Consider the following 21,543-nt stretch of genomic DNA (forward strand, 5'->3'; position numbering starts at 1 on the left):
GCCCGTGGCAAGCGGACGGCCGTGGCAAGCGGACGGTCGAACTCCGGACGGCGGCGAGGGGGTCACCGGGTACGGGTCGAGGCGGGCTCGAGTCACGGCGGCGACCATGGGCGTTCCCAGCGAGAACAACCGCGAGGAGCGCCGATGGTGTCACACGCAGCCGGACTGTCGGTCGTGGTGCTCGGCGGCACCGGCGCCCTGGGCCGCCAGGTGTGCCGGGCCTTCCAGGACGCGGGCGCCCGGGTGCTGGTGGTCTCCCGCGGGGGACCGGCCGACCCCGCCGACCCCGTGGAGCCCCCGGACCACATCCGGCTGGACCTGACCCGCGCCCCCGCGGAGGCCCTGGCCGCGGTGCTCGCCGGAGCCGCCGCCGATGTGGTGGTGAACGCGGCGGGCCGGGCCGGGGACGCCACCGGGGAGCAGCTCGCCGCGGTCAACTCACGGCTGGTGGACACCGTGGTGGAGGCCGTGGCGCAGCTGGAGCGCCGTCCCCGTCTGGTCCAGCTGGGCACCGTCGAGGAGTACGGACCGGTCTGCCGGGGCGTGGGCACCACCGAGGATCTGCCGCCCTTACCGGCCAGCCCGTACGGCCGGACCAAACTGCTCGGCGCCCAGACGGTGTTGCGCGCCACCCGGGCCGGTGCGGTGGACGGCACGGTGCTGCGCATCGCCCAGGTCTTCGGCCCCGGTGCGCCCCGCGGCAGCCTGCTGGGCACCGTCGCCCACCATCTGGCGGTCCGTCGCCCGGCCGCGCTGCGGCTCGGCCCGCTGGACGGCCGGTGGGATTTCGTGGACATCCGCGATGTGGCCACGGCCGCCGTGGCTGCCGCCACCGCCCCGCGCGCGGTCGGGCAGGTCGTCAACATCGGTGGTGGCCAGGCGCTGGGCGTACGGCGGCTGGTCGAGCGGATGATCGTGCTCGGCGGGTACTGGGTGCCGCTGGTGGAGGACCCCGGCCTGGGCGGCGGTCCCGGTCCGGGCCCCGACTGGCAGCGGGTGGACATCTCCCGGGCCCGGCTGCTGCTGGGCTGGCGGCCCCGGCTGCGCACCGCCCGGTCGCTGCGCGACCAGCTCGCCGCGGCGGGGGTGCCCGAGTGGGGCGGGGCCTTCGCCCGCGCGGTCAGCCCCCCATGGGCGGCCGCCCTCGAACGCGCGGCCACCCGCGAGCACCAGACCACCCGCGAGCACCAGACCACCCGCGAGCACCAGACCACCCGCGAACGCCAGGCCATGCGTGAACGACGCGGCGCCCCCGGGTGGATGGCGGTGGAGCGCCCGTGATGGAGCTCGGTCTGGAAGGCCGCACCGTCCTGGTCACCGGTGCCACGGGCGCCGTCGGCCGGGCCGCCGCCCGCGCCTTCGCGCAACAGGGCGCGCGGGTGGCGCTCGCCTACCGTCACCGCCGCGCCGCCGCCGAGGAGTTGGCCGCCGAGCTGGCGGGCCCGAACGGCGGCCGCGCCTTCGCCGTGCCGTACGCGCTGGAGGACTCCGCCTCGCCGCGCTGGGTGGTGGCCGCCGTGGAGGAGCGCTGGGGCGGCCTGGACGTACTGGTGGCCAACGCCTGGCGGTGGGGGGTGCGGCAGGGCGCGGACGCCCGCTTCGAGGAGGTGAGCGAGGAGGACTGGCTGCCGGTCGTCGCGGACAACCTGGCCCCCGCGATCCGTACCGTCCAGTGCGCGGTCGCCGGAATGCGCAAACGGGGCTGGGGCCGGGTCGCGCTGGTGTCCCCGCACCCCGCGCTCGTCGCCGGTCACGGCCGGGAGTTCCACGGGGTGGCCAAGGCCGGGCTGCACGGTCTGGCACGCGCCCTGACGGACGGCGGTACGGGCGCCGACGGGGTACTGGTCAACGCCGTCTGCGCGGGCCCGTCGGCGGCCGATGAGGCGACCGCACCCGAGGACATCGCCCGGGTGCTGCTGTTCCTCTGCTCGGCGGCCAACGCCGCCGTCAGTGGCGAAACGCTCACGGTCGCGGGCGCCCGCTGACGGACCCGGCCGGTCGACCCACCCGGCGCACGGCCGCCCGGCGCCGGACCGACCGGTCCGGCGGCCCCGCTCGACTCCCCGGAGGAGACTGTGCGCGTCCTCTTCACGACCTGGGCCTCCGGTGCCCATCTCGCGTCCCTGGTGCCGCTGGCCCGCTCGCTGCTGGCCGCCGGTCACCAGGTGCGGTTCGCGGTGCCGTCCGGCTGTGCCGCGGCCGTCGCCCGCACCGGTCTGGTCCCGGTCCCGGTCGGCTCGCTGCCCCCGGCCGCGGTCAGGGTGGCGGCGGCCGCCCGCCGTCCGGCCGGGCACTGGCCCGCGGACTGGCCGGTGCGGCCCGCCGTGCTCAGCCCCGAACAGCACGGTGTGCTGCGGGCGTTCGGCGACCGGCAGGTGCGGATCGCCGACGGGATGGCCCAGGGGCTGGTGGCCTTCGCCCGCTGCTGGCAGCCCGATCTGGTGGTGCACGACGCGAGCGCGTACGCGGGCACGGTGGCCGCCGCGGTGCTGGGGGTGCCCGCGATCGGTCAACTCTGGGGCAGTACCGCCGTGGTGCGGCTGGAGCGGCACCGGCTGGAGGGCCCGCCGCTGCCCGGCTACGCCCGTCTGATGCGGCGTTACGGAGCTGACCCGGAGCGGGAACCCGACCTCTGGCTGGATCCGTGTCCGCCGAGCCTCACGCTGCCCTCGCGGTCGAGGCGGCTTCCGGTGCGCTTCGTCCCCCTCGACACCCCGGTCGAGCCGCCGTACGCCGTACCGCCCCGGCCGTCGCCCGCCCCGCCGTCGCCCCGGGCGGCGGTCCCCGCGCCGTACGGCCGCCGGCCGTACCGCCCGGTCCGCTCCGGGCCGCTGCGGGTCTGCGCGGCCTGGGACGACGCGGCGGGGCCGCCGGAGGCGGTACGGGCGGCGCTGCGGGTGGCCGAGGCCCGGGGTGTGGAGGTGGTGCGGGTGGGCAGCGCCGCCGAGGGACGTCCGCCCGCCGGACCGCTGCACCGGGTGCTGCCCGGCTGCGGCGCCGTGGTCCACCCCGGCGGGGGGACGACGCTGATGGCCGCGGCGCTCGCCGGGGTGCCGCAGCTGGTGGTCGCGCCCCGGCTCGAACAGCAGCTCAACGGGGCGCGGTTGGCCCGGGTGGGCGCCGGGGTGCTGGTGCCCGCCGACCAACTCGACGGTTCACCGCGTACGGCCACGGCGGCCGGTGCCCGGCTGGCCCGGAATCTGTTCGCGCTGCTGGAACAGCCCTCGTACGCGGCCGCGGCGCGTACCCTGCGCCGGGAAGCGCTGGCGATGCCCGGTCCGGACGACGCGGTCGGTGTGGTGACCCGGCTGACGGCCCCGGACCGGACCCGGACGGACCGTCCCGCCCCGCACCGTCCCGTCACCGACCGGGACGGCGGTGGACCCGGGCCGGGGCATGCGAAAGGCCCCCCACCGAAGTGAGGGGCCTCACACATGTCTGTGCGCCGCCAGGGACTCGAACCCCGGACCCGCTGATTAAGAGTCAGCTGCTCTAACCAACTGAGCTAGCGGCGCCTGCTGACGTAGAAGACCTTAGCACCCGGGTCGGGCTGCGTGAAAATCGATATCCCTCAGCCCGGAAAAGCGGCGGGAGCGCTGGTCACAGGGGTGGAGCCGGTATCGGAGCCGATCGCTCGGGCGGCCCGGACACAGGCCCACAGCAGCACTTCGGGACCCGGCAGCCAGGGGTTGCGCACATCGGGGGCGACCAGCCAGCGCGGGGACGGTGCCATGGCGGCGTCCCCGGGGGACTCCGCCGTGGGCGGGTCCGGGGGGAACAGCGGGGGAACGGTCACCGCGTCGCCCCAGCCGTAGCAGAGCAGCGGGGGAGCGGTGGCGCGCCACTCCTCCCAGCCGAGCAGCGCGGGCAGCCGCTGGGCCGCGCCCGGGGTGGCGAAGAGCATGACCCGGCCGCCTTGGGCGGCCACCGGTCCGGTGCCCGGGCCGTCCGTCCATAACCGGCTCACCACCCGGCGGCCGAACAGCGCGTCCATGCTGACCACGTCGAAGGCCGTACCGCAGGGCAGGGCCACGGACGCGGACGGATGCCGGGCCCACAGGGCGTGCACATCGCGGGGGGAGTGACTGGCCGAGGCCAGCCAGTCGGCGCCCGCCGGGGTGACGAACGCGGCGGTGTGCTGGATTTCCCGAGGCCATCTGCTCATGTCTCTACCTTTACCGTCGGTACGTACGGCGTAGGGGGATGAGGCAAAACCGGGACACGGCGGCGGGGGATGGAGTACCTTCCGCCCGCATATGCCCCCGGCTCATGATCGCGGCACGGAGAACGGAGTCCCACCCGCACCGCGGGACACAACCCGCACATCAGCCACCCCTCCTTCACCGCGAACGCCACAACCGTCAGTCCGACGGGTCGCCGCCCCGCATCAGCTCCCGGCCGAACTCGACCATCTTCTTGGCGTAGTCCTCCGTCCACTCCGCCCGCTCGGCGATCACGGCCGGGGTCAGCCGGTCGAACCGCCGCGGATCGGCGAGCTGGGCGGCGGCCATCGCCTGGAACTCCATGGCGCGGTCGGTGGCCGCGCGGAACGCCAGCACCAGCTCCGTGGAGCGGGCCAGCAGCTCCCGCGGGTCCTCGATGGACTCCAGGTCGAAGAAGTGCGCCTCGTCCTTGACGGCGGCCGCCGGCTCGAAGAGCAGCGGTGCGGGTTTCAGCCGCCGGGGCGCGGCGCCGTGCGGGCCTTGAGCCGGATCCGGCTCGGGCATGTGATCGCTCCTCCTGTGTGGTGAGCCAGGGTCGGTTCGCGGGTGCTTCCCGCTCTCCATTGTCGCGCGCGCGGCGAGACCGCCCCCACCGCACGCCGCCGACCAGGGTTTCTCTCCCCACCCCACCGCCCCGCGAACCATACGTAGGGCAGAACCCGAGGATCGGCGCCTACCAGGGCCGCTCCGACGGGCCCGCCGACACCCGCCGACGGCCGGGTCAAGGGGCCGGGCGGCCCGGGGTCAGGATCCGGACAGCACTTCAGGGGCGCCAGGGCACACGGTGTTCGGAGAGATGGGCCAGGACGGCGTGGTTGGCCTCCCAGCCGTCCGGGAACTTCACCGTGACCCCCAGCTGGACCGGTTCGGTGGACGGATGCTCGTCCAGCAGCTCGGCCACCCCCGCCCGGCAGACCACCACACAGGCGTGCCGGTGCCGGGAGGCGAGCACACACAGCCGCCCGGTCTCCAGATGGAAGGCCGTGGCGTCCGGACGGCCCGACAGCGGGTGCAGCACCACCGTCACATCGAACTCACGCCCTTGGAGGCGGTTGGCGGTATCGACGGTGACGCCGGACACCCCGAGCCCGGTGAGCGCCGCCCGTACCGCCGCCGCCTGGTCCCGGTGGGCGGTGCCCACCGCGATCCGGTCGGCGGTGAGCGGCACCGGCTCCGCCGAGCGCTCGCTGACCGCGGCCCCGCCCCGGTCCAGCAGCCGCCGCACCACCTGGGCGACGGCTGCCACCGCCTCCGGGTCGGTGCGCGGGGTGCTGCGGGCGGGCAGCTCCAGCAGCCCCCAGCCCGAGACGGCCGCCTCGTCCAGCACCCGGTCGGGACCCGAGCCGTCGGAGCCGACCCCGAAGCTCAGCCGCCGCTCACCGTGGCCGGTGCCGCTGCGGAACGGGGTGTACGGGTAGAAGGCGTCCGAGACCAGCGGTGCGGCCGAGGCGGGCAGCCGCCAGGAGACCGGCAGCCGGTGCTGCGGAAGCCGCGGGTTGTGCGCGAGCAGCGTGGTCACCGCGCTCGCCGACGGGTCGTACGACAGCCCCGCCCACTGGTCCGCGCCGACCACGCTGAACGGGTCCAGCTGACCGGGGTCGCCGACGAACAGCGCCCGCTCGAACAGCCCGGCGACGGCCAGCAGGGCGTCCGAGCGCATCTGGTACGCCTCGTCGACGATCGCGTGCCGCCACGGCTCCACGTTCTTGATGTGCGCCCACTTGGCGGCGGTGGACACCACGATGTCCAGCCCGGCGAGATCCGCGACCTTCGCCGAGGCCCGCACCGAGGGGTGCTCGTCGAGCACGGGGTCGTAGGGGTGCGGATCACTGCTGTGCAGCCGCCCCACCGGAAGGTCCGGGTCCGCGGTGGCCAGCCGGTCCACCAGATCGTCCACCTGGGCGTTGGTCTGCGCGACCACCATCAGTGGCCGGCCGGCCGCGGCCAGCTCCCGTGCCGCGCGCACCACCAGCGTCGACTTGCCCGCGCCGGGCGGGGAGTCGACCACCACACCGCGGTGGGCGCCGTGCAGGGTGTCGTGCAGGATCGCGTCGGTCGCGCGGGCCGCGGCGGCCGACGGGTCGAACGGCTCGGCCTCCACGCCACCGGCCCCACCCTCGACACGGTTTGTGCCGATCACAGATGGTCCTCCTCGGTCACCGGGTCGGGATCGGGGCCGAGCGCCGCGGCCTGCGGCGGGCCGCCGTGGGTCCATGGGGTGCTCTCCGCGTCGGGCAGCTCCGGGCCGCCGCGCGGCGCGTGCTCGAACAGCGTCCAGCACAGCCGGTCGCCCGGCTCGGGCACCGAACCGGGCTCGGGGGTCTTCCCGCGCCCCATGCCGCCGGTCAGCCGCACCACCAGCGCGTCCGGCGTGTGCGCGGCCGCGAACTCCCCGGTCTGCGTCCGGCCGTCGGCCATCACCCGGTACAGCTTGACCCGCTCGGCCAGCTGCGGACGGTCCTCGGTGCGCACCGTGACCAGCGGTCGGGGCCGCGGCACCTTCGCCTCCGACCAGGCCATCTCCACTTCGGTGACCTCACCCGCGAACGCCTCCCCGGCCAGCCGCCGCCCCGCCATCACCAGCGGGTCGTCCAGCGACTCCTGGGCCTCCAGCTGTGCCTGCGCGGTCTCCCGCGCGGAGAGCTTCTGGGCCGCGGTCACCGCGTCGTCCCGCTTGGGCTGCGGCGGCTCGCCCGCGCGGACCCGGTCCCGGTGGCCGGTGAACGACCAGCGGTCCCGCTTCCAGCGCTCCGCCACCCGCCCGCCCGGCGGCAGCGCGCGCAGCAGGTCCACGCCGTGCCACAGCGCGTCCCAGGTGGGCCGCAGCTGGGAGGCGATCAGCTCGCGCAGCCCGTTCTCGGCGAGCCGCAGCCGCGCCTCGCCCCCGGCCACACCGCCGGTGACCTCGGCGCGCGCCGCGTCATAGCGGGCGATGGCCGGGGCCAGCAGCCTGTTGTCGAAGGCCGGGTCGGTGGACGGGCCCGCGGGCGGGCACAGCAGCTGGCCGTCGGCGTCCCGCGCGGACTCCGCGAGCAGCGCCGCCTCCGGCCCCCCGACGCCCTCCGGGGGGTCGATCCAGGCGAGCAGCGAGCCCAGGTGCTGGTCCTCCAGATTGCTCTGGCCGGTGGCCCAGTGCCGGCCCAGCGTCTCGGTGAGCGACAGCAGCAGACTCGACCCCGGCACCCGGGACCGCTCACCGTAGTGCGTCAGCCAGCGCCCGAGCAGCGGCACCCGCGCGGGCGCGGGGAAGGGGGTGTCCGGGTCCTGGTCGGCCGTCCGCCGGAACCGCATCGAGCGGCCCAGCAGCCGGACGAACGCCACCCCCGCCGCGCTGGGCACCAGCAGCTGCGGGGCGTCCGCGCACAGCTCGACCTGGACCGGCACCTTCTTCCCGGTCTCCGGGTCGGTCTCCTTGCGCTCCTCCAGCTCCACGTCGTCCGCGTAGGAGTCCAGGTACGGCAGCATCTCCTCGGCCAGCTCGGCGAGGAAGGCGAACCGCAGATCGCGGTTGCGCGGCTGGGGGACGACCAGCAGCCGCGGCGCGTCCCGGTCGGTGCCCACCAGCGCCCCCAGCGGGGCCCCCGCCTCACCGGCGGTGGTCAGCGGGACGAAGGCCAGCGGGCGGTCGGAGAGATGGCGGTGGAGCACGGTCGCGACCGGCCGCGCCCGCCCGTCCCGGACGGCTTCCATCCGGGCCAGGGTGGTGATCAGCGACATGCCACCGCCCCGGGCGCGGCGAGCGCCTCGGCGCGCAGGGCCGCCGCACGGCGCAGGGCGTCCACCGCCGGATCGCCGGAGGGCTCCCCGTCGGTCTCGAGGGCGGCGGCCAGCACGGCCCCGATCGTGGTCAGCCCGCCCAGCTCGCCCCGCACCCCGCGGCCCAGCGACTCCACGGCGCCCGCGGTCCGGGACCGCGCCCGGCAGTGGACCGCCAGCTCACACGCGGCGAGGCACTCCGGGGCGTAGGCGGCGTCCACCGCGTCCACGGCGGCCGTCAGCTCCCCGACCGGGCGGGTCGCGGTGCGGCCGTCGTCCGCCAGCCGCAGATCGAAGGTGGTGCCCTCGGGGAGGGCCGCGGCGATGTCCTCGATCCGGGTCAGCCGGGCGAGCTGCCGCCGGGTGACGGACAGCTGCTTGCGCACATCGACCAGTTCGGCCGTCGGCAGGTTGGAGAAGTCCTTGGGGCACACCAGCAGCACCTGGTGGCGCACCCGCGCCGCCCGCGCCTCGCCACCGCCGTCGGGCTCGTCCTCCGGTGTGAGCTCATCGTCGGGCTTGAGCTCGCCGACCCGCGCCGCCACCCGCTCCAGCGCCAGCGCGTAGACCGCGGACTGCCGGGCGGCCGCGCCCACCTTGGCCGGGTCCGCCGAGCCGTCCACCATCGGGAAGGACTTGATCTCGATGACCGACCAGGAGCCGTCGGGGTGCACCACGACCGCGTCCGGTTCGAGGAAGGCGGGGGAGCCCGCCACGTCCAGGCTCACCATCGGGTGGTCCAGCAGCGCCCACCGCCCCGCGGCGGTGGCCTCGCGCAGCGCCAGGGCGGTACGCGCGGTACGGCCCTGCGGGCCCGCGGCGGTCAGATCGGGGGTGTCCACACCGCCCGGCTCGGGCGCGGGCGAGCCGTCCCGCAGCCGCTCGTGCAGCAGCCGGGTGAGCGCCTCACCGCGGTCCGCCTTGACCCGCGCCTCGAAGGAATTGCCGCGCTGGTGCGCGAACTGGGACTGGCCGAAGTTGGCCGAGGCGCCCAACGCCCGGGCGAGCGAGCCCTTGTCGACCCCGGCCCCGTCCAGCAGGGCACGGCGACGGCACCCCGGGTTGGCGGCCAGCGCCGCCAGGGCCCGGGCGTCCATCGGATGCGGAACGGCCTGCGGTCCGCGCAGCTCAGCGAGCCGCTGCCGCAGCGCTGTCGTCGGTCTCGGCCGCGGCACCGGTTCCTGCCGCGCCCGGTTTGTCACCGGCCGCACCGTGGTGGCGTTCCCTGTCCGCGCCCCTGCTCTGCTGTCGGGGGATCCGTTCCCGTTCACGCGCCGCAGTCTCGCACCTGTCACTGACATTCGTGGCCGCACCGGTGTTTCCGGTGGCCACGGCGGTCTGCGGAGAGGTGCCCGGAGAGGTCTGCGGAACGGCCTCGCGGGCCGGACCGAACCGGGTGCGCAGCCGCTCGGCGAGCCGCAGCGCGGGCTTCGCCAGCAGCGCCCCGGCCCCCATGACGGCCGCCCCGGCGGCCGCGTCCAGGAAGTAGTGGTTGGCGGTGCCCATCACCACGAGCGTGATGAGCAGCGGATAGAGGACCGCGAGCGCCTTCGCCCATACGGAGCGGCCGTGCCGCCACAGCGCCACCCCGCACCACAGCGCCCAGCCCACATGGAGACTGGGCATCGCCGCGTACTGGTTGGTCAGCCCGCCGAGCCCGCGCGGCGCGCTCGCCTCACCGCCCCACCAGCCGTACGAGCCGTACTGCGCCATGGTGTCGACGAAGCCGTGGCCGCCGTCCAGCAGCCGGGGCGGGCAGGTGGGCAGCAGGGTGAAGCCGATCAGCCCGATGAGCGTGGAGACCAGCAGCCAGGTGCGCAGAAAGCGGTAGTCGGACGCCTTGCGGCGCTTCCACATCCACACCAGGACCGCCGGGGTGGCCACGTAGTGCAGCGAGGCATAGGCGAAGTCGGCCGGTATGCCGATCGAGGCGTGGGCCGTGAAGAGATCGTTCAGCGGCGACTCGAAGTCGATGTTCAGCCGCTGCTCGAAGTGCAGGATGGCCAGCCCGTGGTCCACTGCCGTGGACACATCACCGCGGGCCAGCAGTCTGCCGGCTGAATACGCGGCGTACACCACGGCTATCAGGGGCAGTTCGGTCCACCAACGGGGCCGACCGCCCTGTGATGCCCCGGCACGGGGCGCGGTAGCGGTAGGGGGCATCCGGACGTTCTCCAATAAATGTCAGGCGACCACGACAAGGCGCGCGGTCAACCGTACGGTGTAGGCGGGGCGACCCGTGCACCGCCCCCGAAATGCCCCGGTGGCGGCGGGGGCGCCACGCCCCCTGGTCCCCGGCGGACGTATGCGCGAGGGGGAAGACGCCGGGATCGCCCCGCGGGTTGCCTCACGAACGAGTGAGCGATGATGGAGCCGGCGGACCGAGCGCGGTCCGCACCCGCGTTCGTATCATGCCGCGGGCGGCGGTGTGCGACGGGGCACGGCGGCGCGCCGTGGTGGCACATCCGCTGAAAGGCACACCCATGGCACCACGCATCCTGCTGGCCCGGCACGGACAGACGGAGTGGTCGCGGTGCGGGAAGCACACCGGCCGCACCGATATCCCGCTGCTCGACGAGGGGCGGCGCGGCGCCACGCTCCTCGGCGAGCGGCTGCACCGCGCGCCGTGGGCCGGGCTGCCGGACGCCGAGGTACGCACCAGCCCGCTCGCCCGCGCCAAGGAGAGCTGTGAGCTCGCGGGCTTCGGCGACCGGGCCCAGGAGTGGGACGCGCTGCTGGAGTGGGACTACGGCGCCTACGAGGGGCTGACCCCGGCCGAGATCGCGGCCGCCCGGCCGGGCTGGCTGATCTGGCGCGACGGCGTCCCGGAGGGCGAGGCGCGGGAGGCGGTCGCGGCGCGCGCGGACGCGGTGGTGGAGTGGGCGCGCTCGGCCGACCGCGATGTGCTGGTCTTCGCGCACGGCCACATCCTGCGCACCCTGGGGGCGCGCTGGCTCGGCTACGACATCTCCTTCGCGTCCCGGATCCGGCTGGACCCGACGTCGCTGTCCCTCCTGGGCTGGGCCTACGGCGAACCGGCCATCGAGCGCTGGAACGACACCGGCCACCTGACCTGACGCCCCCAGGGCCCCCGGGACCTCGCCCCCGGCTCGGCGCCCTCGCGGGTGCCGCCGCTCCGGCCGTGGCCGGATGGGTGGGGCCCGTGGGGACCGGACGGTCTCAGACTCGCTGCGGGCGGGTGGCCGTTTCGTAGTGGTCCAGGAAGTCCGCGACCGGTGGCACGGCGCCGTGCGGGCGCAGACGCCGGGCGGTGTCGTCGAGCATCCGCCGGATGCGGGACGAGGTGACCTGGTCCATCAGCCGCAGGGCGCGGCCCGCCGCGGCGGCGGCTTCGTCCGGCGCGCCGTCGTGCGCGAGGTCGGCCGCCAGCTCGGTGGTGAACAGCGCGATGTTGCGGGTGAAGTGGGGGTCCTGGAGCGCGACCGCGCGGCGCGCGTGATCGGCGGCCCGCCCCCAGTCGCCCAGCGCGGACCAGCACTGCGCCTCCAGACCCTCCAGCTCCGCCTCGCCGTAGAAGCTCATCCACTCGGGGTCGCCGTCCGAGGGCCCGCGGCCGAACAGGGTCTGGGCGCGCAGCAGGGCCGCCTCGCAGCCGCCGCGGTCGCCGAGCCAGGCCCAGCCGCCCGCCTCGCGCAGCGCCAGCAGGGACAGCAGCCGGGGGGAGGAGAGCCGTTCGGCGACCCGCTGCGCCGCCTGGGCCGCCCGGACCGCCTCGCGGGGGCGGCCCGCGTCGCGCGCCAGAAAGGCGGTGTTGCAGAAGGCGTGGGCCTCCAGGGCGGGGTCGCCGCTGACCCGCGCGGTGGCCAGCGCCTCGGCGTAGTGCGAGCGGGCGTCGGAGAGACGGCCGGAGTCGTGGGCCAGCCAGCCCACCGAGATGGCCAGTTCACCGGCGCCCGCGTAGAGCCGTTCGGCGACCGAGCGGCTGTAGCCGCCCGCGTCCAGCAGGGCGTAGGCGGCGCTCAGCGGGGTGGCGGTGTGGCTGTAGAGGGTGTCCGCGCCGTGCCGGTCGTCCAGCACCCGGATCCGGCGCACGGCCTCCTCCACGGCGGCTGCCTCCGCCTCGCCCACCCGGCGCCCGGACCGCCGGGGCGGGGGAACGAGCGGGGTCGGGGCCGCGGGGACGAGCGGGGTCGCGGCCACGGCGGCGGCCGCCGCCCCGCTGGTCATGAAGGCACGGCGTAGCAGTTCGCTCTCCTCGAAGACGTCGATGGACGCCCCCGCCCCGGGCGCGGGCGCGGGGACGGTGCCCGCTCCGTGGCGGGCGCCGTGGCCGCGGACCGACTCCCGGGAGGCGAAGCCCAGATCGGTCAGCGAGCGGCCGGGGAACATATGGCGGAAGACGCGTTCGTACGCGTAGTTGGGGCAGCGGATCGCCCCGGACTCGACCCGGCCGATATAGCGGGCGTCGCAGGAGACCTGTTCACCGATCTCACGGGCGGCGCGGCGTACGGAGGCCGCGAACTCGGCGGGGGAGAGCGGTCCCCGCAGCCGCCGGAACGCGTCGTTCGGCCGGAGGGACGGAGCTGGAAGCGGCGTCATATGCAGCCTCTCCCTTGGGTACTGCCAGGTGGGCGGGGGAGCACCGTACCGGCTGTGAGATCCACAACACCGGGGAAATTCCAGCAAATGGGACATGTCGCCCATGATCTGCCATGAACTGCCATCCTTTACGGCGGCATTCGGCCGTAGCCGTTGACACCGTCCGGGCGTTGAACCCCTTGCAACCCGATGAAGAGGGAGGCCGGAGTGGATACCAGCCGCTCGCGGACGACTGCCCAGCATCCCCCGCGCACCGCTCACCATCACCATCCCCCGCGCCAGGACTGCGATCTGGTCACCGTGCCCGCCCGGCAGGGGCTGGAGGCGGTGGACATCCTGCGTCGTGCGTGCGACGGCCTCGGCCCCGTACTGCACGACACCGCCTGTGACACCCTCGGCTTCCTGGTGCCGCCCGGTACCGCGGACGGCTGGGATCTGCCGGGCAGCGACTGCACCCAGACCTCCGGGCGCGGTATACGGATCAACTTCGGCGCGGGTTCCGGCCCCGGGAGCGACCCCGCGCCCGGCAGCGACGCCGGTGCCGGAAGCGACGCCGGTGCCGGACGCGATCCCGCGCCCGGTACGCCGGTCCGCGCCCCGGACGAGCCCCCGGGCATCGGCACCGGCTGGCTGGTGCCGCCGGACGCCGCGTACACCGTGGCCACCGACCCGGCGGAACTGCGGGCGGCGCTCGGCGCGGCGGCCCGCACCATCGAGGCCGTCGACCGCTGCCAGTGAATCAGTGATCCCCCGGTGACCGGATCGGCCGCTGTCGGTGGCCGGACGCATACTGGGGCCCATGGCGAGAGGCACACACAAGCGAGCGGCGCACGGGCGCGGAGCGGGCCGGGGGCGCACCCCCGAACCGGCCGTGGCACCCGTGGACGGGGGGCTCGCCGAGCTGGTGCCGGACCGCGATCACCCGCGCGCCTTCACCCTGCTGCTGGACGGCAAACCGCAGTCGCATGTGGATCTGGACGACCCGGCCCGCCTCGGCTTCGAGTACCAGCGCAGGTTCGGCCATATCGCCGATCTCGCCGCGCCGCCCGGCCGTCCGCTGCACGCCGTCCATCTCGGTGGCGGCGCCTTCACCCTCGCCCGCTATATCGCGGCCACCCGTCCACGCTCCACCCAGCAGGTCATCGAGATCGACGGGCCGCTCGTCCAGTTCGTCCGGCGTGAGCTGCCGCTCGGCCCCGGCGACCGGATACGGGTGCGCTCCACCGACGCCCGCGCCGGGCTGGCCAAGATTCCCGACGGCTGGGCCGACCTGATCATGGCGGATGTCTTCGGCGGCGGCCGCACCCCCGCCCATCTGACCAGTGTGGAGTTCCTGGGCGAGGTGCGGCGGGTGCTGCGCCCCGGCGGGGCCTATGCCGCCAATGTCGCCGACGGTCCGCCGCTGGCCCATCTTCGGGCCCAGATCGCCACCACCCGCGCGGTGTTCACCGAGGTGTGTCTGACCGCCGACCCCGCCGTGCTGCGTGGCCGCCGCTTCGGGAACGCGGTGCTGCTGGCCGCCGACCGCGAGCTGCCGCTGGCCGAGCTGACCCGGCGCGCCGCGAGCGACCCGCACCCCGCCCGGGTCGAACACGGCCGGGCGCTGGAGGACTTCACCGGTGGCGCGGCGCCGGTCACCGACGCCACCGCGGCGCCCTCCCCGGCCCCGCCGCCCGAGGTCTTCGACTGACATCGACGACGGGCACCGGCACCGGAGACCGGCACCGGAGACCGGATCGGCGCAGGCGCGGCGTCAGGGCTCGTCCACCCGGACCCGGGGCGGGCCGTCATGCCAGGTGCAGAAGACCGATGTGGTGTCCGCGCCCGAGACGAAGTCCACCCGGATCCACTGCGTTTGCTTCCACACCTGCATCCGCCAGCCGCTGTCCGGAGTGGCCGAGACCAGATCCGCCCAGGAGTCGCGGATGTCGAAGACCACCCGGCCGCCCCGCACCGGATAGCCGCGGACATTCCCGCCCTCGTCCGGCTTCGACTCCTTCGTCGCCCGCGGCTTCGGATCCGGCTTCGTCCCGCGCGAAGGCGGCGCCGAGGAGCTGCCGGACGGCGGGGACGCGGACGGCGAATTCGCGGGCGGCGAGGGCGGTTCGGGCTGGTGGGTCGAGGAAGCCCGCTCCTCCTCGGCCGACCGGTCCGCGCCCGCGATCGTCAGCGCGCGCGGCGGATCGTACGCCGTGCCGGTCAGCACCGTACGCACGCCGAACCAGGACAGCGTGACCGCGGCTCCCGTGGCCAGCACCCACGCCAGGCATTGGACCAGACCTCTTCGCATTCCCCCCATCCTGCCTCACCCGGATGGCGTACGGTGCCGCTCATGGCAAGTGTGCTCGTCGTCGAGGACGACCAGTTCGTGCGCTCGGCCCTCATCCGGCAGTTGACCGAGGCGTCCCACACGGTCCGCAGTGTGGGGACCGCGCTGGAGGCGCTGCGCGAGGTGGCGCAGATCGGCTTCGACCTGGTCATCCTGGATCTCGGCCTGCCCGACCTGGACGGCGCCGAGGCGCTCAAGATGCTGCGCGGGATCACCGATGTCCCGGTCATCGTGGCGACCGCGCGGGACGACGAGGCGGAGATCGTCCGGCTGCTCAACGACGGTGCCGACGACTACCTCGTCAAACCCTTCTCCGTGGCGCACCTTTCGGCCCGGATGGCCGCCGTGCTGCGTCGCTCCCGGGCCACCGCCGCCGGTGAGCCGCCGCCCTCGGGGGTGCTCCGGGTCGGTGGTCTCACCGTCGACCCGCTGCGCCGCCAGGCCGCCCTGGACGGTGCCGGACTCGACCTCACCCGGCGCGAGTTCGATCTGCTGGCCTTCCTCGCCGGACGCCCCGGTGTGGTCGTACCCCGTAAGGAGCTGCTGGCCGAGGTCTGGCAGCAGTCCTACGGCGACGACCAGACCATCGATGTCCATCTCTCCTGGCTGCGCCGCAAACTGGGCGAAACCGCCGCCCGCCCCCGCTATCTCCACACCCTGCGCGGTGTCGGGGTCAAACTGGAGCCCCCCGAGCGGAACGGGGAGAACGGCGAGCACCGGGAGCATCGGGAGCACCGGTGAGATGGGCCCTGGTCAAGGTCTGCCTGGCCGTCACCGCCATGGTCGTGGTCGCCTTCGCCGTACCGCTCGGCCTCGTCGTCAAGGAGCTGGCGCGCGACCGGGCGTTCGCGGACGCCGAGCGGCAGGCCGCCCAGATCGGCCCGGCGCTCGCCATCACCACCGAACGCGCCCGGCTCCAGCGCGCCGTGGCCAGCACCCAGGCGGGCGGGGACGGCCGACTGGCGGTCCATGTCCCCGATGTGCCGGGCAGCCGCGGCAGCGGCTACGACCTCGGCGAGAGCCGGGCCGACCGCCGCGACCTGGCCACCGCCCGCACACTGGGCCGGTCCTCGGTCTCCGAGGTCCCCGGCGGCTACACACTGCTCCAGCCCACCGCGCTGAGCACCGCTCAGGTCGCGGTGGTGGAGGTGTACGTACCGCGTGCCGTGGTCACCAGCGGGGTGACCACCTCCTGGCTGGTGCTGGCCGGGGTCGGTCTCGCCCTCATCGTGGGCGCCGTGGCCACCGCGGACCGGCTGGGCACCCGGCTGGTGCGCCCGGCGAAACGGCTCGCCGGGGCCGCCCATGACCTGGGCCAGGGCGAACTGGGGGTACGTGTCCCCGAGGAGGGGCCGTCCGAACTCCGTTCCGCCGCCGTGGCGTTCAACTCCATGGCCGACCGGGTCGTCCAGCTGCTGGCCGGGGAGCGTGAGCTGGCCGCCGACCTCTCCCACCGGCTGCGCACCCCGCTCACCGTGCTGCGCCTCAACGCAGCTTCGCTCGGCGACGGCCCGGCGGCCGACCAGACCCGGGCCGCCGTCGCCCAGTTGGAGCGCGAGGTCGACCAGATCATCCGCACCGCGCGGCAGCAGAAGGCGCACGCCCCCTCCGGCTGTGATGTCTCCGAGGTGATCCGGGAGCGGATGGACTTCTGGTCCGCGCTCGCCGAGGACCAGGACCGCACCGTACGGCTGGCCGGGGTCGACCGCACCGTACGGGTCCCGGTCGCCCGCCCCGAACTCGCCGCCGCCCTGGACGCGTTGCTCGGCAATGTCTTCCGGCACACCCCCGAGGGCACCGCGTTCGCCGTGGACGTCCACAACGGCGAGGACAGCGTGATCGTGCTGGTCTCCGACGCGGGCCCCGGGATCGAGGATCCGGAGGAGGCGCTGCGCCGCGGCCATGGCGACGGCGGACCCGGTTCGACCGGGCTCGGACTGGACATCGTGCGCCGGGTCGCCGAGTCCACCGGCGGCGATCTGCGCATCGGGCGCTCGGTGCTGGGCGGTACCGAGGTACGGGTCTGGCTCTCGCTCCAGGGCGACGCCGCGGCGGTACGGGGGCGCCGCGGCAGCCGCCGCCGGGCCCGGCTTAATCGCCCCCGATGGGCTCCTTAAGGGCGCCATAAGAAGCGCAACCCGCGCCCGGAACAGGGCTTTCGCCCGTTTCGGTCCCGCTAGCGTGCTGCCCGCACCCCCACCCCCACCCCCGTACGCCGAAGGCAGGCAGCTGATGAGCACTACGCACCGTCGCACGGTGAGCCGGAGCAGCAAGGTGATCGGAGCGGTGGCCGCCGCCGCGGTGGCCGGCGGCGCGGCGTTCGCGCTCAGCGGTGCGGCGAACGCCGGAACCGTCGCCGGGCAGAAGCACACCGCCACCCAGCACGGGAAGGCGAAGAAGGCGGCCAAGGCGAAGAAGGCCGAGAAGGCCGAGAAGACGCCCCGGGCGGCCGCGGGCTTCGCCCCGTACGTCGACACCTCGCTCTCGCCCGCCTTCGACCTGGTGGGCGCGGCGAAGAAGACCGGCGTGAAGGAGTTCAACCTCGCCTTCCTCACCTCGGGTGGCGGCTGTACGCCCAAGTGGGGCGGTGTCACCGACCTCGAAGGCGACGCCGTGGCCCGGCAGATAGGCACGCTGCGCGCGGCCGGGGGCGATGTCCGGGTCTCCTTCGGCGGTGCCTCCGGCTCCGAACTGGGGCTGGTCTGCACCTCGGTGGATCAGCTCACCGCGGCGTACGCCAAGGCCGTGGACACCTTCAAGCTCACCAAGGTCGACTTCGACATCGAGGGCGCCGCGCTGCCGGACACGGCCGCCAACACCCGCCGTGCCCGGGCCATCGCCGCCCTCCAGAAGAGCCACCCCGGCCTGGATGTCTCCTTCACCCTGCCGGTGATGCCGACCGGGCTCACCCCGGACGGCGTCAAGCTGGTGGCCGACACCAAGAAGAACGGGGTGAAGGTCTCCGCCGTGAACATCATGGCGATGGACTACGGCGCCTCCTTCGACGGCGATATGGGCCAGTACGCGATCGACGCGGCCACCGCGACCCAGGGGCAGATCAAGGACGCCCTCGGGCTGGGCGACACGGCGGCCTGGCGGACCGTCGCGGTGACGCCGATGATCGGCGTCAATGACGTGGCCACCGAGATCTTCACGGTGGCCGACGCCGAGCAGCTGGTGGACTTCGCCAAGTCCAAGAAGCTCGGCTGGCTGTCCATGTGGTCCGCGACCCGTGACAAGCGGTGCCCCGGCGGCTCCCAGAACTCCGCGTCACCCACGTGCAGTTCGGTCGAGCAGGAGGAGTTCGCGTTCTCCGAGGCGCTCGGCGCGTACCGGGGCTGACGCCGGGCGCACCCCCGACCACGCGACCGGCCCCCGGGGACGCGCCCCGGGGGCCGGTTCCGGCCGGTCCGCTAGGGATGGTGCTGCCGCTCGTACTCCTCGCGCGTGGGCTTGGTGATCTGGCCGTACTCGCCGAAGTAGGCCCGGGAGAGCCGGACCCGCAGCCGCTCCTTGCGCGTCAGCTTCCGCTCGACCCCCGACTCGTCGACCGCGGCCGGCAGCTCCAGCGGCCGGTACTGGTCGAACGAGGTCAGGGTGTACCGCTCGCCCGGTGACAGCGGTTCATGCACCTCGGTGTACTCGCCGTGCGGCAGCCGCTGGATGATCCCGGTCTCCCGGCCGTGCAGCACCTTCTCGTGGTCGCGCCGCTGAAGGCCCAGGCAGATCCGTTTGGTGATGAGGAACACCACGACCGGCGCCACGAAGAAGCCGATCCGGCAGGCCCAGGTGATGGTGTTGATCGACAGATGGAAGTGGGTGGCGACCAGGTCGTTGCCGCCGCCGATCAGCAGCACGATGTAGAGGGCGACCCAGGCGGCGCCGAAGCCGGTACGGGTCGGGGCGTTGCGCGGACGCTCATTGAGGTGGTGCTCGCGTCTGTCCCCGGTGACCCACGCCTCCAGGAACGGATAGAGCCAGATGACGAGCAGCACCGTCGGGAAGACCATCAGCGGGATGAAGACGCCGAGGACGAGCGTATGGCCCCAGAGGCTGATCTCCCAGCCCGGCATCAGCCGGATGAGCCCCTCGGAGAAGCCCATGTACCAGTCGGGCTGGGCGTCGGTGGACACCTGGTCGGGGCGGTACGGGCCGTAGGCCCAGATCGGGTTGACGGTGGCGAGGGCCGACATCAGGGCGGTGATGGCGAACACCAGGAAGAAGAAGCCGCCGGACTTGGCAACATAGACCGGCCACAGCGGCGGCCCGACGATGTTCATGTTCCTCCGGCCGGGCCCCGGGTGATGGGTGTGCTTGTGATAGACGAGCAGCATCATATGGAGCGCCAGCAGCCCCAGCATGATGCCCGGGATCAGCAGCACGTGCACGGTAAACAGACGGGGCACGATGACATCGCCGGGGAATTGCCCGCCGAAGAGGAAGAACGAGATGTAGGTGCCCACGATGGGCACCGACAGGATCGCGCCCTCCATGAAGCGCAGACCGGTTCCGGAGAGCAGATCGTCGGGCAGTGAATAGCCCATGAAGCCGTCGAACATACCGAGGATCAGCAGTCCGGCGCCGGAGAGCCAGTTGATCTCACGCGGTTTGCGGAACACGCCGTTGAAGAACGTGCGCATCATGTGGACGAGCATGCTCGCGATGAACAGGATCGCCGCCCAGTGGTGGATCTGCCGCATCAGCAGTCCGCCACGGACGTCGAAACTGATGTCCAGGGTGGATTCGAAGGCCGCGGACATCCGGATGCCCTGGAGCGGGGTGTAGCGGCCGTGGTAGACGACCTCGTTCATCGATGGTTCGAAGAACAGGGTCAGATAGACACCGGTGAGAATGATGATGATGAAGGTGTAGAGGGCGATCTCACCGATCAGGAAGGACCAGTGGTCCGGGAAGACCTTCCGCAGATTGGCCTTGGCCATCTTGAAGAGGCCCACCCGCCCGTCCGCCCAGTCGGCGAGGGCCTCGCCCTTGCCGACCGGTCTGGTCCGGGCGGAGCCGTCGTCGTGGACCCTCTGCCGGCGCCCCGGGGATGCACTCATGTTTCGGATTTACCAGTCCCTCCCCCGTCCCGCCCGCGCCCGCCGGGCGCGGCTAGCCCCTTTGGCGGAAATGTTGGAGGAAACGTGGGAAGAAACGCGGCATACGCGTGGTCCGGGGAAGCCGGGAATCGGTCGAACATCCACTCGGGCCGGGTGCGGTCCTCGAGCGCGGTTTCCGAGCGCTATTCCGCCGGCAGCTCACCCGTCTCCGCCACCCGTGCGTACCAGCGGGCGCTGGATTTCGGGATGCGGGTCTGGGAGGGATAGTCCACATACACCGCGCCGAAGCGCTTGCTGTAGCCGTAGGCCCATTCGAAATTGTCCATCAGGGACCACAGGAAATAGCCGCGCAGATCGGCGCCGTCGGCCAGCGCCCGGTGCGCCGCCGCCAGATGGCCGCGCAGGTAGCCGATCCGCTCCGGATCGTGGACCCGGCCCTCCGCGTCCGGCTTGTCGTCGTACGCCGCACCGTTCTCCGTGATGTGGAGCGGCACCCCCGGAGCCTCCTGGGTGTAGCGCATCAGCAGGTCGTACAGCCCGCTCGGATCCACCGACCAGCCCATCTCGGTGCGGTCCCCCGGAGGCTGGTGGAACACCACGTCCTCCGAGCCGGGCCAGGGGGAGTGGGCACTGGCGCCATGGCCGTCATGACGCCCGGCGGGCTCATCACCGGCCGGGGCGGACACCAGGGCCGGGGTGTAGTAGTTGATGCCCAGCGCGTCCAGCGGCTGTCTGATGACCGCCAGATCGCCGTCGTGGACAAAACCCCAGTCGGTGACGGACCGGGTGTCCTCGATCAGGTCCTTCGGATACGCGCCGCGCAGCAGCGGCCCGGTGAAGACCCGGTTGGCCAGCGCGTCGATCCGCCGCCGCGCGTCCAGGTCCGCCGGGCTCCCGGTCAGCGGTCTCACCGCGGCCGGGTTGAGGCTGATGGCGATCCGGGCACGGGCGGGCAGTGCGGCGCGCAGCGCCTGGGTGCCCAGGCCATGGGCGAGATTGAGGTGGTGGGCGGCGCGCAGCGGGGCCAGCCGCTCGGTGCGCCCCGGGGCGTGCACCCCCGAGCCGTAGCCCAGGAAGGCACTGCACCAGGGCTCGTTCAGCGTGGTCCAGAAGTCCACGCGGTCGCCGAGCGCGCCCGCCACGATCCCGGCGTACTCGGCGAACCGCTCGGCCGTCTCCCGCTCCGGCCAGCCGCCGCCCGCCGCGCCTCCGCCGCGGAACCGGGACTCCAGCTCCTGCGGCAGATCCCAGTGGTAGAGGGTCAGCACCGGCTGGATGCCCGCCGTCAGCAGCTCGTCCACCAGGGAGCGGTAGAAGTCCAGCCCGCGCTGGACGGCCGGGCCGCGACCGGTGGGCTGGACGCGGGACCAGGAGACCGAGAAGCGGTACGCGCCCAGCCGCAGCTCGCCCATCAGCCGGACGTCCTCGCGGTAGCGGTGGTAGTGGTCGGCGGCGATATCGCCGGTGTCACCGCCGAGCACCTTTCCGGGGGTGCGGCTGAAGGTGTCCCAGATGGACGGGGTGCGGCCGTCCTTCTGCGCGGCGCCCTCGACCTGATAGGCGGCCGTGGCCGCGCCCCACAGGAATCCGGGCGGAAAGGCGAGTGTCATGGAAG

General features: G+C 74.0%; 19 protein-coding genes and 1 tRNA gene. 9 read left to right on the top strand and 11 right to left on the bottom strand.

What is annotated here, in order from left to right; translation table 11 throughout:
• Window positions 1-144 precede the first annotated feature (144 nt).
• The 3 genes from AB0C66_RS06010 to AB0C66_RS06020 all read left to right on the top strand — a co-directional run bounded on the left by AB0C66_RS06010 (window position 145) and on the right by AB0C66_RS06020 (window position 3,422).
• On the top strand, window positions 145-1,281 hold the full coding sequence (locus AB0C66_RS06010; RefSeq protein WP_362433484.1) for an NAD-dependent epimerase/dehydratase family protein: 1,137 nt from the start codon (window positions 145-147) through the stop codon (window positions 1,279-1,281).
• Window positions 1,281-1,985, top strand: coding sequence for an SDR family oxidoreductase (locus AB0C66_RS06015; protein ID WP_362433486.1), 705 nt, complete (start codon window positions 1,281-1,283; stop codon window positions 1,983-1,985). Before AB0C66_RS06010 ends, AB0C66_RS06015 begins: the two co-directional genes overlap by 1 nt.
• Before the next feature lie 90 nt (window positions 1,986-2,075).
• Window positions 2,076-3,422 (top strand): nucleotide disphospho-sugar-binding domain-containing protein, encoded by a 1,347-nt coding sequence (locus AB0C66_RS06020; RefSeq protein WP_362433489.1) that lies wholly within the window; start codon window positions 2,076-2,078, stop codon window positions 3,420-3,422.
• A 19-nt stretch (window positions 3,423-3,441) separates the two neighbouring features.
• On the opposite strand, the gene AB0C66_RS06025 is transcribed toward AB0C66_RS06020, so the two are convergent.
• From AB0C66_RS06025 to AB0C66_RS06055, 7 genes are all read right to left on the bottom strand, one after another.
• Window positions 3,442-3,515: transfer RNA gene (locus AB0C66_RS06025), tRNA-Lys, on the bottom strand.
• Window positions 3,516-3,571: 56 nt separating this feature from the next.
• A complete protein-coding gene (locus AB0C66_RS06030; protein WP_362433491.1) occupies window positions 3,572-4,165 on the bottom strand; it encodes a bifunctional DNA primase/polymerase in 594 nt (197 codons plus the stop codon).
• Between the two features lie 196 nt (window positions 4,166-4,361).
• Entirely contained in the window at window positions 4,362-4,727 is a 366-nt protein-coding gene (locus AB0C66_RS06035) for a hypothetical protein (protein WP_254740761.1), read from the bottom strand.
• A 259-nt stretch (window positions 4,728-4,986) separates the two neighbouring features.
• Window positions 4,987-6,363 carry an AAA domain-containing protein gene (locus AB0C66_RS06040; protein WP_362433494.1) on the bottom strand — a complete coding sequence of 459 codons (1,377 nt, stop codon included), beginning with the start codon at window positions 6,361-6,363 and terminating at the stop codon, window positions 4,987-4,989.
• Window positions 6,360-7,940, bottom strand: a complete 1,581-nt coding sequence (locus tag AB0C66_RS06045) for a hypothetical protein (RefSeq protein WP_362433496.1) — start codon at window positions 7,938-7,940, stop codon at window positions 6,360-6,362. The genes AB0C66_RS06040 and AB0C66_RS06045 overlap by 4 nt, the downstream gene beginning before the upstream one ends.
• The gene (locus AB0C66_RS06050) at window positions 7,931-9,076 is read right to left on the bottom strand and encodes a hypothetical protein (RefSeq protein ID WP_362435503.1); all 1,146 of its coding nucleotides are present in this window, start codon (window positions 9,074-9,076) and stop codon (window positions 7,931-7,933) included. The genes AB0C66_RS06045 and AB0C66_RS06050 overlap by 10 nt, the downstream gene beginning before the upstream one ends.
• A gap of 31 nt (window positions 9,077-9,107) precedes the next feature.
• Complete coding sequence (locus AB0C66_RS06055; RefSeq protein ID WP_362433499.1) at window positions 9,108-10,142, bottom strand: phosphatase PAP2 family protein; 1,035 nt, start codon at window positions 10,140-10,142, stop codon at window positions 9,108-9,110.
• A gap of 320 nt (window positions 10,143-10,462) precedes the next feature.
• On the opposite strand from AB0C66_RS06055, the gene AB0C66_RS06060 reads away from it, so the two are divergent.
• Window positions 10,463-11,056: a histidine phosphatase family protein gene (locus AB0C66_RS06060; protein WP_362433502.1), complete on the top strand. Its 594-nt coding sequence runs from the start codon at window positions 10,463-10,465 to the stop codon at window positions 11,054-11,056.
• 103 nt (window positions 11,057-11,159) lie between these two features.
• On the opposite strand, the gene AB0C66_RS06065 is transcribed toward AB0C66_RS06060, so the two are convergent.
• Window positions 11,160-12,539: a tetratricopeptide repeat protein gene (locus AB0C66_RS06065; RefSeq protein WP_362433504.1), complete on the bottom strand. Its 1,380-nt coding sequence runs from the start codon at window positions 12,537-12,539 to the stop codon at window positions 11,160-11,162.
• Window positions 12,540-12,830: 291 nt separating this feature from the next.
• Between AB0C66_RS06065 and AB0C66_RS06070 the strand changes: the two genes are divergently transcribed.
• Window positions 12,831-13,277, top strand: coding sequence for a hypothetical protein (locus AB0C66_RS06070; protein ID WP_362435506.1), 447 nt, complete (start codon window positions 12,831-12,833; stop codon window positions 13,275-13,277).
• A 61-nt stretch (window positions 13,278-13,338) separates the two neighbouring features.
• On the top strand, window positions 13,339-14,229 hold the full coding sequence (locus tag AB0C66_RS06075) for a fused MFS/spermidine synthase (RefSeq protein WP_362433506.1): 891 nt from the start codon (window positions 13,339-13,341) through the stop codon (window positions 14,227-14,229).
• Between the two features lie 63 nt (window positions 14,230-14,292).
• Here the strand turns inward: AB0C66_RS06075 and AB0C66_RS06080 are convergent, their stop codons facing one another.
• A complete protein-coding gene (locus tag AB0C66_RS06080; protein ID WP_362433508.1) occupies window positions 14,293-14,829 on the bottom strand; it encodes a hypothetical protein in 537 nt (178 codons plus the stop codon).
• Between the two features lie 42 nt (window positions 14,830-14,871).
• Here AB0C66_RS06080 and AB0C66_RS06085 point away from each other — a divergent pair, with 42 nt between their 5' ends.
• The 3 genes from AB0C66_RS06085 (at window position 14,872) to AB0C66_RS06095 (ending at window position 18,210) form a co-directional block, all read left to right on the top strand.
• Complete coding sequence (locus AB0C66_RS06085; RefSeq protein ID WP_362433510.1) at window positions 14,872-15,609, top strand: response regulator transcription factor; 738 nt, start codon at window positions 14,872-14,874, stop codon at window positions 15,607-15,609.
• A complete protein-coding gene (locus tag AB0C66_RS06090; RefSeq protein ID WP_362433512.1) occupies window positions 15,606-16,985 on the top strand; it encodes a HAMP domain-containing sensor histidine kinase in 1,380 nt (459 codons plus the stop codon). The genes AB0C66_RS06085 and AB0C66_RS06090 overlap by 4 nt, the downstream gene beginning before the upstream one ends.
• 115 nt (window positions 16,986-17,100) lie before the next feature.
• Entirely contained in the window at window positions 17,101-18,210 is a 1,110-nt protein-coding gene (locus AB0C66_RS06095) for a chitinase (RefSeq protein ID WP_362433515.1), read from the top strand.
• A gap of 71 nt (window positions 18,211-18,281) precedes the next feature.
• Here the strand turns inward: AB0C66_RS06095 and AB0C66_RS06100 are convergent, their stop codons facing one another.
• Together AB0C66_RS06100 and AB0C66_RS06105 are read right to left on the bottom strand one after the other, a co-directional pair.
• Window positions 18,282-19,928 (bottom strand): ubiquinol-cytochrome c reductase cytochrome b subunit, encoded by a 1,647-nt coding sequence (locus tag AB0C66_RS06100; protein WP_362433518.1) that lies wholly within the window; start codon window positions 19,926-19,928, stop codon window positions 18,282-18,284.
• A 182-nt stretch (window positions 19,929-20,110) separates the two neighbouring features.
• Window positions 20,111-21,538 carry a GH1 family beta-glucosidase gene (locus tag AB0C66_RS06105; protein WP_362433520.1) on the bottom strand — a complete coding sequence of 476 codons (1,428 nt, stop codon included), beginning with the start codon at window positions 21,536-21,538 and terminating at the stop codon, window positions 20,111-20,113.
• Window positions 21,539-21,543 lie beyond the last annotated feature (5 nt).

Source organism: Streptomyces sp. NPDC048636, assembly GCF_040650655.1.
Taxonomy (GTDB): domain Bacteria; phylum Actinomycetota; class Actinomycetes; order Streptomycetales; family Streptomycetaceae; genus Streptomyces.